Source organism: Streptomyces sp. NPDC028298, from assembly GCF_055565895.1.
The window spans coordinates 544,630-557,014 of record NZ_JBVHTL010000001.1; the positions used below are offsets into that span (position 1 = coordinate 544,630).

11 protein-coding genes are annotated in these 12,385 nt (G+C 73.0%); 9 read left to right on the forward strand and 2 right to left on the reverse strand.

The window, feature by feature from the left end:
• Window positions 1–14: 14 nt before the first annotated feature.
• Together ACZ4TO_RS02525 and ACZ4TO_RS02530 are read right to left on the reverse strand one after the other, a co-directional pair.
• Window positions 15–1,256 (reverse strand): NAD(P)/FAD-dependent oxidoreductase, encoded by a 1,242-nt coding sequence (locus ACZ4TO_RS02525; protein ID WP_468023194.1) that lies wholly within the window; start codon window positions 1,254–1,256, stop codon window positions 15–17.
• Between the two features lie 378 nt (window positions 1,257–1,634).
• Window positions 1,635–1,982, reverse strand: a complete 348-nt coding sequence (locus ACZ4TO_RS02530; protein ID WP_385046331.1) for a PRC-barrel domain containing protein — start codon at window positions 1,980–1,982, stop codon at window positions 1,635–1,637.
• A 478-nt stretch (window positions 1,983–2,460) separates the two neighbouring features.
• On the opposite strand from ACZ4TO_RS02530, the gene ACZ4TO_RS02535 reads away from it, so the two are divergent.
• The 9 genes from ACZ4TO_RS02535 (at window position 2,461) to ACZ4TO_RS02575 (ending at window position 12,363) form a co-directional block, all read left to right on the forward strand.
• Entirely contained in the window at window positions 2,461–2,622 is a 162-nt protein-coding gene (locus ACZ4TO_RS02535) for a hypothetical protein (protein ID WP_385046333.1), read from the forward strand.
• Between the two features lie 84 nt (window positions 2,623–2,706).
• Window positions 2,707–4,245, forward strand: coding sequence for a GT4 family glycosyltransferase PelF (gene pelF, locus ACZ4TO_RS02540; RefSeq protein WP_468023195.1), 1,539 nt, complete (start codon window positions 2,707–2,709; stop codon window positions 4,243–4,245).
• Window positions 4,242–5,618 (forward strand): hypothetical protein, encoded by a 1,377-nt coding sequence (locus ACZ4TO_RS02545; RefSeq protein ID WP_382779987.1) that lies wholly within the window; start codon window positions 4,242–4,244, stop codon window positions 5,616–5,618. The genes pelF and ACZ4TO_RS02545 overlap by 4 nt, the downstream gene beginning before the upstream one ends.
• 97 nt (window positions 5,619–5,715) lie before the next feature.
• On the forward strand, window positions 5,716–6,717 hold the full coding sequence (locus ACZ4TO_RS02550) for an SDR family NAD(P)-dependent oxidoreductase (RefSeq protein ID WP_382779984.1): 1,002 nt from the start codon (window positions 5,716–5,718) through the stop codon (window positions 6,715–6,717).
• Window positions 6,718–6,805: 88 nt separating this feature from the next.
• Window positions 6,806–7,519, forward strand: coding sequence for a sugar phosphate nucleotidyltransferase (locus tag ACZ4TO_RS02555; RefSeq protein ID WP_382779981.1), 714 nt, complete (start codon window positions 6,806–6,808; stop codon window positions 7,517–7,519).
• Window positions 7,520–7,526: 7 nt separating this feature from the next.
• Window positions 7,527–8,456, forward strand: a complete 930-nt coding sequence (locus ACZ4TO_RS02560) for an NAD-dependent epimerase/dehydratase family protein (RefSeq protein WP_468023196.1) — start codon at window positions 7,527–7,529, stop codon at window positions 8,454–8,456.
• A complete protein-coding gene (locus tag ACZ4TO_RS02565; RefSeq protein WP_468023197.1) occupies window positions 8,453–9,115 on the forward strand; it encodes a spherulation-specific family 4 protein in 663 nt (220 codons plus the stop codon). Before ACZ4TO_RS02560 ends, ACZ4TO_RS02565 begins: the two co-directional genes overlap by 4 nt.
• 238 nt (window positions 9,116–9,353) lie before the next feature.
• Window positions 9,354–11,216, forward strand: coding sequence for a M1 family metallopeptidase (locus tag ACZ4TO_RS02570; RefSeq protein WP_468023198.1), 1,863 nt, complete (start codon window positions 9,354–9,356; stop codon window positions 11,214–11,216).
• Between the two features lie 175 nt (window positions 11,217–11,391).
• Window positions 11,392–12,363: an alpha/beta hydrolase gene (locus ACZ4TO_RS02575; protein WP_382779970.1), complete on the forward strand. Its 972-nt coding sequence runs from the start codon at window positions 11,392–11,394 to the stop codon at window positions 12,361–12,363.
• The last annotated feature ends 22 nt before the right edge of the window (window positions 12,364–12,385 follow it).

Genomic DNA, 12,385 nt, shown 5'->3' on the forward strand with positions numbered 1-12,385 from the left:
GGGTCGGCGGCGGTCTACCGTGCCAGGTCGGCCGCGACCTCGCGGGCCGCGCGGGCTCCGGAAGCCAGCGCGCCCTGGACCGAGCCCGTGGCCCGGTGGTCCCCGCACACATAGCGGCCGGGGGTCACACGGGCGGTCCGGCCGAGCGGCTGCGGGGGCGGCATCGCCGGCAGGGCGTCGGGAACGGTCCGGACCGTCAGCAGGTCCCAGTCGCCGGTGTCGGTGCCGTACACCTCGGCCAGCGTGTCGCGCAGCCAGGTCTCCCGGCCCTCCTGGTCGTGCCCGAGGACCGAGGTGGCGATCAGCGACATGCCCGGCGGGGCGTATCCGCGCACCACCTCGCTCAGGACGCAGGTGTTGAGGAAGCGTCTTCTGGTGTCCGTCAGCAGGACGGGTTCGGCCAGCGGTGACCGGGTCGCCGCGTGGTAGTACGTCGTCACGACGCGGTACTCGGGGAGGCCGAGGCCGGGCAGCAGCCGGGCGGCCGGTCCCGGGCCCGTGGCCACGACCACGGCCCGCGCGGCGATCTCGCCCCCGGCGTCCACCTCGACCCCGTCGTCCGTGAGCCGGGTGACCGGGGTGCCGAGTCGTACGGCGTCCGGGGGCAGCGCCTCGGCCAGCAGGCGCGGCACCGCCCCGATGCCGGCGCCGGGCAGGCACAGGGTGCCGCGCAGCATGCTGCGCCAGACGAGATGGAACACCCGCCCGGAGGTCTCGAGCTGGTCCTCCAGGAACACCCCGGACAGGAAGGGCCGGAAGAACCGTTCGACGAACTCCTCGGAAAACCCGGCCGCGGCCAGTGCGGTACGGGTCGTCCGGTCCTCTCCGCGCTTGAGCCATCCGGCGGGGGCGAGCATGTCCCGGCCGGACAGGGCGGCCAGCGCGATCAGGTCACGGGTCCCCGCGAGGCGCCCCGGACGCAGGTCGCCGAGGCGCCGGCGGCCGCGCGTGGGGTCGTCGAAGCGGAGCGGTCCGTCCTCCGTGTGGACGAGGACGCCGGGCGTGAAGGGCCGCAGCCGCAGCTCGCGCAGGGTGAGCCTGCGCCGGACCTGCGGGTAGGACGTGTTGAAGACCTGGAAGCCGCGGTCGACGACGAAGCCGTCGTGGAGGTCGGAGCGCATCCGGCCTCCCACCCCGTCCGAGGCTTCGAGGAGCCGGACCTCGTAGCCGTACCCGGCGAGGTCGCGGGCGCACGCCAGACCGGCGAGCCCGCCGCCGACGATCAGGACATCGGGCACACCGCGCTTCGCGGTCATGGGCACCATCCTCCGAGCAGCCGGTCGTGACCGATCTTCCCGCCGGGCCCGCCCGTCGGATGCGGGGGCACGCCGGTGACCACCCTCCGCGCCTCCGCGGTCGGCCTCGCCCGCCGCGCCCTTCCGGCCACTCCCGGACACCAGGACGCCGGGTTCCCGGGATCCCGGAACTCGGGCGTGGAATAGATCGATATGGCCGGATGTTCACCCCTATGTGACGCGGAGCGGCCTCCGCACACCAGGTAAGCGGCCCCGGCTGGTCTCCCCCGTCCAGCCGGGGTCCCCTGTTCCCGCGTGGCGTCCCCGGAACAGCGACGGACGACGAAGGACCGCCGGCACCGCCCGGATCAGGGGCGGTGCCGGCGGTCCTTCGTCGTATCAGTGGCCGGAGCCGTAATGGCCGCCGAGCTGGTCGCGGTAGTGCGGGTCCCCGAGGTGCTTCTCCTCGTCGAATTCCGGCGCCGCCTTGATCTCGTCCCGGGTCCGGGCGACATGGATCGTCCTGTCCTCGTGACTGATCGACGTGATCGTCCCGGCGGGCAGCAGGACCTCCTTGCCGAAGATCCAGACGCCGGTGTCGACGACGATGTACTGAGAACCGACCACGTCGGAGTGCTTGTCGACCTTGCCGATGCGGCCGTCGGCGGCCTCCACCCGGTACCCGGAGAGATCGGCGTCGGGCGTGTGCCCGCTGGTCGGGGCGTAACCCCAAAGGTTCTCGTTCACGAGGAAATCCTCCAACTCGTTCTTTCCGCCAGAGGTGGACGGGTGTCCTCTCCCCGGCCGCTGACACCCGCGGCCCGCGGATTCTTCACAGACCCGGTTCGGGGTGGCCTGAAACCGACGATTCAGCCGGAACTCGTCCCGGTGCGGACCACGGGCGCCCCCACCGGGCGGACCGGGCCGCTCCGGTTCCATGCGGGCCCGGTCCTAACAGGCACAGGAACGTTTCACTGGGTAATCACATGACAGCTCAACGTGACGGACGCGGTGTCGACGCGGTACTCGGCGATCACTCTTCCGATTGACACGCTTTTCCGTCATGTCCCTCGGCAAGCACACAAAAGCTCCACAGAGGGACCACTATGTGACGCGACGAACGCGTCGACGACCACGTCTGAGGGGGGCTGTGGCGTCACGCCAGGGGGTTGGTCCGCTCCACGGGAGCGGTGCTCACCCCTGCCCGGGGAGGGGACTTCACCGCATGAAGCGGACCATTCGCGCGACCGCGCCCACTGTCGGCGCGCTCAGCGCCTCGTCCGGCCCGCCGGCCGGCCCGGCGCCCGCGAACACCGCGCGCGTACGCGCCGGCCACGACCTGTCGACGGGAGCGCCCGCGCGGGTCGCCTGCAGCCCGGACAACTGAGCCGCGCACCGACCGAAGATCCCGTCCGCGCCGTCGCGGACGGGACGGGCCCGACCACCCCAACCTCGGCCGTGGAGCACATCCATGCACGTTCCCCGCGGCGCGCGCAGCCTCAGCACGACGCGCGTCACCCTGCTCACCGAAGGCACCTACCCGCACAGTCACGGCGGTGTCAGTGTCTGGTGCGACCAACTCGTCGACGGCATGCCCGACTTCGACTTCGGCGTCATCGCCGTGACCGGCACCGGACGTGAACCCCTCGTGTGGGACGTTCCCGCACAGGTCACGGACGTCGTCACGGTCCCCATGTGGGGACCCGCGCCCGCCGGCCGCCAACCCCGCGGCCGCCGCCGCAGGCAACTCGCCTCCGCCTACGAACAGTTCCTGACCTCCCTGCTCGATCCGTGCGCCGAGGACGGGTTCGCCACCGCCCTGTACGCGATGGCGCGGGCCGCGCCGGACGGGACGCTGAGTTCCTTCCTGCGCGGCGACCGGGCCATCGGCGTCCTGACCTCGGTGTGGAACCGCCCGGGCCTGTCGGTCCGCGAGGCCCGGCCGACCCTGTACGACGCGATCACCGCGACCGCCCTGCTGGAGCACGCGCTGCGCCCGCTCACCGCGCCGCTGCCCGAGCACGGGGTGGCGCACGCCGTCAGCGGAGGCGTCGCCGTCCTGCCGGGGCTCGCCGCGCTCGAACGGCACGGCGTCCCACTGCTGTTGACCGAGCACGGCGTCTATCTGCGCGAGCGCTACCTCGGCTACCGCACGGCCCCGTACCGCTGGCCGGTCAAGGCGGTCGTGCTGGGCTTCTTCCGGCTGCTCGCCGAGGAGACGTACCGGCGCGCGGCCCTGATCACCCCGGGCAACCGCTACAACCGGCTGTGGGAGGAACAGGGCGGTGCCGCGCCCGAGTCGATCCGTACCGTCTACAACGGCGTGGACCCGGCCGCCTTCCCGCCCGCAGGCCCGGAGCCGGAGCGGCCGACGCTGAGCTGGGCCGGGCGCGTCGACCCGATCAAGGACCTGGAGACCCTGATCCGGGCGTTCGCACTCGTACGGGCACAACTCCCGGAAGCGCGGCTCCGGTTGTTCGGCGGCACCCCGCGCGGCGGCGAGGGCTACCGCGAGCGCTGCGAGGCGCTGGCCGCCGAACTCGGACAGGCGGAGGCCGTCACGTTCGAGGGCCGGGTGGACGACATCAAGGACGCCTACGCGGCGGGCAGCGTCGTGATGCTCTCCAGCATCAGCGAGGGTTTCCCGTTCACCCTGATCGAGGCCATGTCGTGCGGGCGGGCCACCGTCTCCACGGACGTGGGCGGCGTGAGCGAGGCGGTCGGCGACAGCGGTCTCGTCGTCCCGCCGCGGGATCCGGCCGCCATGGCCGCCGCCGCCCTCGAACTGCTCGGCGACGCCGGGCGGCGGGCCGCGATGGGCGAGGCGGCCCGGCTGCGTGTCATCGAGCAGTTCACCCTGCGCCAGACGGTCGACACGTTCCGGACCATCTACCTCGAACTGTCGACGCTCGGGGCAACCGCGCCGCGCGTTCCCGCGCCGATCGGCGCCCCGTCGCCGGTACCGGCCGGTCTCGCGGCCGCGTCCAGGTCGAGGAGTCTCGTCGGATGAGCGGGCCGATGGCGCTGGAACCGGGCGGCACGGGCGGCGACACGCTGTCCCTGCGGCTCGCCGCCCCGCGCGCACCCGCCGGGTCCGCTCCCGGCCGGGGCGCGGAGCGGGACGCGGTCGACCGGCTCGCCGCCGAACTGGCGGACGGTGTCGGCCCGGCGGTCCACCCGTACGAGGTGGCGGCCCTGCTGGAGTCGGAGGGGCTGACCGCCGAGGTCATCCAGGAGCGTTACGGGCATCCGAACCTCTTCTCGCTGGCCTCCGCGCTGTACGAGCGGGTGCCGCGCACCTTTCCGGAGCCGCCGCGACCGGCCGACCCCTGGCGTCCGGACCATGTGCGCTGCGCGCTGCGCGGGGCGCTGTTCGCTCTGCCGGGCCTCGCCTACCTGCTGACCGCGCCGCTGTGGCACGCGGGCCGCGACCTCCGCGTCCTGGTGGTGGCCGGTCTCGTCTCCTGGGCCTGGGGCCAGGCGCTCGGCCACCGCGCCTACGTACGGATGGCCACCGGCCGCCGGGAAGCGGGCCGGACCCTGCTCGCGGGGGCGCCCCTCGGCGCACTCGCCGCGACGGGAGCCGGGGCGCTGGCCGGCGGGTCCGGCACCGCGATCGGTGTCGCCGCGGCGCAGTCGGTGTATCTCGCGGCGGCCGGGGTGCTGCTCGTCCTCGGCGGGGAGCGGCTGCTGCTGGCCGCCCTCACCCCGCTGATCGCCGGCGCGGCGGCGCTGCCCTGGTGGGATCCCGGTCCCCTTCCCCGTGTCGCCCTGACACTGCTGTCCGTGCTCGGCTCGGTCGCCGGGGCGGGCTGGGCGCTGCGGTCGGCGCTCTCCGCGTCCCCGGCCCCGGGTGCGGCGCGTCCGTCGCTGCTGCGGTCGCTGCCGTACGGCGTGTTCGGGCTGTCGGCCGGGGTGCTGGTACTGCTGGAGGGCCGGCAGCAGCCGTACGCCGTGGTCGTGCTGACCGTCAGCATGGGACCGGCGGAGTGGCTGCTGTACCGGTACCGGGGCCTGTCGGTGTCGGTGCTGCGGGCCACAGCGACCCCGGCCGCCTTCCTGCTGCGTTCGACCGGTGTCCTCGGCCTCTGTCTGCTGCTCTACGTGCTCCCGCTGCTGCCCGCCGCCCGGCTGACCGGCGCGGAGCCGGCCCCGCTGCTGCTGCTCGCGGCCACGCTGTGGACCGCGTTGCTGCTCCAGGCGTTCGGGGCCGCCTGGCAGCCGGCCGTGGTCTGTCTGGCGGCGGCCGGCGGTGCCGCCGCGGCCACCGTGCTCCGCTCCCCGCCGGGCGCGGACGTCCTGACCCTGTCCTGCGGTGCGGCCTGCCTGTGTCTGGCGGTCTGCGCCGTACGGCTGCTGGGGCGGCCGGCCCCGCACGCCTGAACCGTCCCGCACGGCCCTTCCGGACGGATCCGGAGGGCCGCCGTGCCTTCGTCCGCATCATCCATCGCACGAACAACCAACCGGAAGGACCATCGAGTTGACCACCCAACCGCTCGCCGCCGTCACCGGAGCCGAGGGTTTCATCGGCTCCCACCTCACCGAGGCTCTGGTCGCCTCAGGGCACCGGGTGAGGGCCATGGCGCAGTACAACTCCTTCTCCTCGTACGGCTGGCTGGAGACCCTGCACCCCGACGTCCTGGACCAGGTGGACATCGTGCTGGGCGACGTCCGGGATCCGGGTTCGGTGCGCGGGCTGGTCGAAGGCGCCGACTGCGTCTACCACTTGGCCGCGCTCATCGCGATCCCGTACTCCTACCAGGCACCGCACAGCTATGTGGACACCAACGTCACCGGCACCCTCAACGTGCTGGAGGCGGTGCGCGCGCTCGGCACACCCCGGCTCGTACACACCTCCACCAGCGAGACCTACGGCACCGCCCGGACCGTGCCCATCACCGAGGACCACCCGATCAACACCCAGTCCCCGTACGCCGCTTCGAAGGCGGGCGCGGACCGGCTGGCCGACAGCTACCACGCGAGTTTCGACACGCCCGTGGTGACGCTGCGGCCGTTCAACACCTTCGGCCCGCGGCAGTCGATGCGCGCGGTCATCCCCACCGTCATCGGCCAGGTGGCCGCGGGCGAACGCGTCATCACCCTCGGCGATCTGCGGCCCACCCGCGACTTCACCTTCGTCGAGGACACCGCGCAGGCGTTCCTCTCCGTGGGCACGGCGCCCGCGGACCGGGTCGTGGGCAGGACCTTCAACGCCGGTACGGGCGGGGAGATCTCGGTCGGCGACCTGGTGGCGCTGATCGGCAAGGTGATGGACACCGCCCTCGACGTGCGTGAGGACACCGGGCGCATCCGGCCGGCCAACTCCGAGGTGATGCGCCTGGTCGCCGACGCGACCCGGCTGGCCGAGGCGACCGGCTGGAGCCCCGCCCACGACCTGGAGCAGGGGCTCGCGCGGACCGTCGCCTTCTTCCGTGAGCCGGCGAACCTGGCCCGCTACAAGACCGGCATCTACAACATCTGACCGTTCACCACCTCTGACCGTCGACCACCTCTCACCGTTCGCGACGTCCGATCCCGGTCGGCACGTCCCACGAAGGAAAGCGCACCCCATGCACGCAGTGATTCTGGCCGGAGGCAAGGGCGTTCGGCTGCGGCCCTACACCACCGCCCTGCCCAAACCGCTCGTTCCCATCGGCGACCAGCACGCGATCCTGGAGATCGTCCTCCGCCAGCTCGTCTCGTCCGGCTTCACGAGTTGCACCATCGCCGTGGGTCACCTGGGCGAGATCATCCGCGCCTACGTCGGCGACGGGTCCCAGTGGGGCCTGGCCATCGACTACTCCACCGAGGAGAGCCCGCTCGGCACCATGGGCCCGCTGCTCACCATGCGCGACCGGCTGCCCGAGTCGTTCCTGGTGATGAACGGCGACGTGCTCACCGACCTCGACTACGGCGACCTGCTGCTGCGCCACCGCGGTTCGGGCGCGCCGTTGACCATCGCGACGTACGCGCGCAAGGTACGCATCGACTTCGGCGTGCTGACCACCGACGACCGCAAGGTGGTCGCCTTCACCGAGAAGCCGAGCATGGACTACCGCGTCTCCATGGGCGTGTACGGCCTGTCGCGCTCCACGCTCGAGGGGTACACGCCGGGGCTGCCGCTGGGCTTCGACGAGCTGGTCCTCGACCTGCTGCGCAGCGGCAGCGAGCCGCACGCCTACGCGTTCGACGGGTACTGGCTCGACATCGGCCGCCCGGACGACTACGACCGGGCCAACGCCGAGTTCACCACCCGCAAGTCGCTGTTGCTCAAGGGAGCCTGACCACCGCATGCGCATTCTCGTCCTGGGCTTCACCGGCTATCTGGGCGGCCATGTCGCCGAGCACCTGCGCACCCTCCCGGGCGTGCGGGTGCTCGGCGGCGGACGCTCGCCCGCCGCGGAGTTCGGCATCGACCTGGCCACGGCCCGCCGGGAGCTGCTGGTCCCGGCCCTGGCCTCGGCCGCTCCCGACGCCGTCGTCAACTGCGCCGGCGCGACCGGCGGCGACGCCGTGACCCTCTCCGAGGTCAACTCCCGTGGTCCTGCGGCTCTTTGTGCCGCGCTGCGCGAGGCGGCGCCGGCCGCCCGGCTGGTCCATCTGGGTTCGGCCGCCGAGTACGGTCCCGGCGTCCGGGACACCGCCGTCACCGAGTCCGCCGCCACCTGCCCCCTCACCCCGTACGGGGCCACCAAACTCGCGGGCACGGTCACCGTCACCACCTCCGGTCTCGACGCCGTGGTGCTGCGGGTCGGCAACCCGGTGGGGCCGGGAGCACCGTCCACGGGGCTGCCGGGCCGGATCGCGGGGCTGTTCCGCGAGGCCGGTCCCGACCCGGACGCGGTCGTCCGGCTCGGTGATCTCTCGGCGTACCGCGACTTCGTGGACGCACGCGATGTGGCACGGGCGGCCGCGGCCGCCGCGACCGCCCCCGGACCGCTGCCGAAGGTCCTCAACATCGGGGGCGGCAAGGCCGTCCCGGTGCGCGAACTGGTCCACGGTCTGGCGCGCGTCGCCGGGTTCCGGGGCCGCGTCGAGGAGAACGGCGGGGGCTCCGCGCGTTCGGGCGAGGTGTCGTGGCAGTGCTCCGACATCACCGCCGCCGGGGAGGCGCTCGGCTGGCGGCCGGAGCTGACGCTCGACGACTCGCTGGCCGCGCTCTGGGCGGCCACCACGGGAACCGGTGTGCTCCCGCGGGCCGGAGGCGACCGCACATCATGAACCTGCTGATCCCGCTGTACGTCCACCCGGCCGAGGACCCGGGCGCCTGGCACCGGCTGATCGCGGCGGCCGACCGGACGTACGGGGTCGTCATCAACCCGGCCGACGGGCCGGGCCGGGGCCCCGATCCCGCCTTCGCCGCGGCGGCGGACGCGCTGAGCTCGGCGGGCGCCCGGCTGCTCGGCTACGTCGACACCGACTACGGCGCCCGCGATCCGGGACTCGTCGCGGACGAGGTCCTGCGGCACCGGGACTGGTACGGAACACAGGGGTGCTTCCTCGACCGGGTGGCGCCCACCGCTGAGGCGCTGCCCGGCTGCCGGCGGCTGGTACGGGAGCTGCGCCGGACCGGCGCGGCGCCGGTCGTGCTGAACATGGGGGTCCACCCGGCGCCGGGGTACGCCCGCTGCGCCGATCTGCTCGTCACGTTCGAGGGCCACTGGTCCACCTACGTGTCGGCGTTCAGCAGGCCCGCGTGGACCATGCGGCACCCGCCCGAGCTGTTCTGTCATCTGGTCTACGGCGTCCCCGAGGCGCTCGTCCCGCTGGCCGTTCGCACCACGCGTGAGCGCGGTGCGGCGGTGGCCGGACCGGTGACCGGTGAACTCCCCAATCCCTGGGCGCGGTTGACGCCCGCCCTGAGCCGTCCGGGGGTCTAGCGGCGACACCCGTTCCCGGCGGCCCGCGCACTCTCCTTTGCCGTGGATTGATGGCATGTCTAGGTCAAATCTGCGAGGCTTTCCGATGCCGTCGCCCTGACCCCAGGGTGACGGCACGGAAATCTCACCAGGCGACCGCGCGCACCCGTGCGCGGTCGCGGCCACCCAGCGGCGCACCCCAGTCGTCCCGGGCCGCCACCGAGCTGCCGGAATCCCGGCCGCCTCAAAGGAGTTTCGTGTGAGACCGACCCCCCTCAAGGCCCTGGCGGCGCGCGTCATCACCATCGCCGCCCTGGCCGCCGTCTCGCTCCCCGGCACCCCCGCGGCCGCCGAGACGAGCACCGCACCGGCCGCCGCGGCGGCCTGCACACCCGCCCAGGTGGTGACCAACGGCGGCTTCGAGAGCGGCACTTCGCCCTGGACCCAGTCCTCGACCTCCGTGATCACCAGCCGCACCGGCCAGAGTGCCCACGGCGGCACCACCTTCGCCTGGCTGGACGGCGTGGGCAGCACCCACACCGACACGCTCTCCCAGAGCGTCACGATCCCGTCCGGGTGCAGCAGCGCCAGCCTCACGTTCTGGCTGCACATCGACACGGCGGAGACGACCTCGTCGACGGCCTACGACAAGCTGACGGCGAAGATCGGCAGCACGACCCTGGCGACGTACTCGAACCTCAACAAGGCCTCGGGATACGCCCAGAAGACCTTCGACGTCTCGGCGTTCGCCGGCCAGACCGTCACCCTCGCCTTCACCGGCACGGAGGACTCCAGCCTCCAGTCGAGCTTCGTCCTCGACGACATCGCCCTCAACACCTCGGGCGGCACGACCCCGCCGGCCGACTCCACCCGTACCCCCGCCTCCCCCGGGTACACGGTCAGCCTGACCAGCAACACGACCGGCAAGGGCTGGACCGGTCACGAGAGCGTGACCTTCACCAACGCCTCCTCCACCTCGCTCAGCGAGGTGTACCTGAGGCTGTGGGACAACTACCACGGCACCTGCTCCGCGATGCCCATCACCGTCAGCAACGTCACCGGCGGCACCGCCGGCTCGCTCTCGGTGGCCTGCACCGCGCTCCAGATCAGCCTGTCGTCACCGCTGGCCCAGGGCCAGAGCGCGACGATCGGCTTCGACCTGGCCATCACCGTGCCCAGCGGCGCCGACCGCTTCGGGTACGACGGAGCCTTCGTCAACATCGGCAACGCACTGCCCGTGCTCGCGGTCAAGGACGGCTCCGGCTGGCACCTGGACCCGTACACCAACAACGGCGAGTCCTTCTACTCCCTGGCCGCCGACTTCAACGTGACCCTCGACCACCCGACGAGCCTCCTCGTCCCGGCCACCGGCACCTCGGTCGACACCGCCGGTTCGAGCGGCCGTACCGTCACCACGGCCACGGCCTCCAAGGTCCGTGACTTCGCCTGGGCCGCCGGGCCGTTCACCAAGATCTCCGGCACCTCCACCGCCGGCACCGCGATCAACATCTACTCCGTCTCGGGCATCAGCTCCTCCGACGCGCAGTCGATGCTCTCCACCGCCAAGTCCGCGGTGGACGCCCACGCCGCGCGCTTCGGCGCGTACCCGTACGGCGAGCTCGACGCGGTGATCGACAACAACTACTGGTTCGGCGGCATGGAGTACCCCGGGTTCGTCCTCGACCTGGTCAGCACCACAGCGCTCACCCACGAGATCGGTCACCAGTGGTTCTACGGGATCGTCGGTGACGACGAGTACAACAGCCCCTGGCTCGACGAGGCGTTCACCGACTACGCCACCGACCTGGCGCAGGGCAAGACCGGAACGAGCTGCTGGAGCAGCGTCTCCTGGGCGTCGAGCGCGGAGAACATCACCAACTCGATGGCCTACTGGGACGCCCACTCGTCCCGCTACTCCACCGTCGTCTACGGCTACGGCAAGTGCGCCCTGCACGACCTGCGGCGCGTGCTCGGCGACACCGCCATGACCAACCTGCTGAAGAGCTACGCCAGTTCGCACTGGTACGGCGTCTCGACCACGGCCGAGTTCAAGGCGGCCGCCCAGGCCGCCACGACCACGGACCTGACGTCGTTCTGGACGACCCACCGCATCGTGGGCTGACCTCTTCCGCGCGATCCGGTCCCGTGTCCGCCGCGGTGACGTCTCCGGGCGTCACCGCGGCGGGCATGACCGGCCGGGCCGGGGGCAGGTTCCGCCGTACGGCGGCTCCCGGCCCGGGACCACGGCGCCCGATCATGGGATCCGTGAGCCGCCGGGCTCGGCGCGAGGAGACGTCATGCTGTTGGTACCGCCCCCGTTCGACCCCGAACTGGACGCCGCGCTGGCGGCGGTCGGGCCCTCCGTACCGTCCGGGCCGACCCTGGCGGACATCGCCGCCCTGCGCGCCGTACAGCAGGCCGCCGTACCCGCGTACGACCTCACCGACGGCGGTGCCTTCACGACCACGGATGTGACCGTGCCGGGGCCGAAGGGCGCTCCCGAGATCTCGCTGCTCGTCATCAGGCCGCGAGCACCGGCCGGGCACGGGCCGCGCCCGGTGATCTACCACTCCCACGGCGGGGGCATGGTCCTCGGCACCAACCGGGCCGGGGTGGAGCTCGTCCTGGAGTGGGCGAGGGAGCTGGACGCGGTCGTGGTGTCCGTGGAGTACCGGCTGGCACCCGAGCACCCGTATCCGGCCGGGGTGGAGGACGTCTACGCCGGTCTGCTGTGGACGGCGCGGCACGCCGGGGAGCTCGGCGGCGATCCGGAGCGGATCGTGATCGCGGGCGCCAGCGCGGGCGGGGGCCTCACCGCGGCGCTCGCCCTGCTCGCCCGGGACCGTGAGGGGCCGCGGCCGCTCGGGCAGGTCCTGATGTACCCGATGCTCGACGACCGCAACGACACGGTGTCCGCGCACCAGATGGCGGGCGTCGGCGCGTGGGACCGTACGGCCAACGAGACCGCGTGGACGGCCGTCCTGGGCGCGGCGCGCGGTGGCCCGGACGTGCCCGCCTACGCCGCCCCGGCGCGTGCCTCGGACCTGTCCGGGCTGCCCCCGGCCTTCCTCGACGTCGGCTCCGCGGAGACCTTCCGGGACGAGGTCGTCGACTACGCGTCGCGGATCTGGCAGGCGGGCGGGGTGGCCGAGCTGCACGTGTGGCCCGGGGGCTTCCACGGCTTCGACTCCTTCGCCCCGCACACCGGGCTCGCCCGGGCCGCCCGCGCCGCCCGGCTCGTCTGGCTGCGCAGGCTCCTGGCGCGCTGAGGCCGCCGCACGGCGGGGACCG

Excerpts from the sequence above, each read along its gene's own strand:
- ACZ4TO_RS02525 (WP_468023194.1), bottom strand. The coding sequence starts at position 1,256 with ATGACCGCGAAGCGCGGTGTGCCCGATGTCCTGATCGTCGGCGGCGGG.
- ACZ4TO_RS02535 (WP_385046333.1), top strand. The coding sequence starts at position 2,461 with ATGAAGCGGACCATTCGCGCGACCGCGCCCACTGTCGGCGCGCTCAGC.
- pelF (WP_468023195.1), top strand. The coding sequence starts at position 2,707 with ATGCACGTTCCCCGCGGCGCGCGCAGCCTCAGCACGACGCGCGTCACC.
- ACZ4TO_RS02545 (WP_382779987.1), top strand. The coding sequence starts at position 4,242 with ATGAGCGGGCCGATGGCGCTGGAACCGGGCGGCACGGGCGGCGACACG.
- ACZ4TO_RS02555 (WP_382779981.1), top strand. The coding sequence starts at position 6,806 with ATGCACGCAGTGATTCTGGCCGGAGGCAAGGGCGTTCGGCTGCGGCCC.
- ACZ4TO_RS02560 (WP_468023196.1), top strand. The coding sequence starts at position 7,527 with ATGCGCATTCTCGTCCTGGGCTTCACCGGCTATCTGGGCGGCCATGTC.
- ACZ4TO_RS02565 (WP_468023197.1), top strand. The coding sequence starts at position 8,453 with ATGAACCTGCTGATCCCGCTGTACGTCCACCCGGCCGAGGACCCGGGC.
- ACZ4TO_RS02575 (WP_382779970.1), top strand. The coding sequence starts at position 11,392 with ATGCTGTTGGTACCGCCCCCGTTCGACCCCGAACTGGACGCCGCGCTG.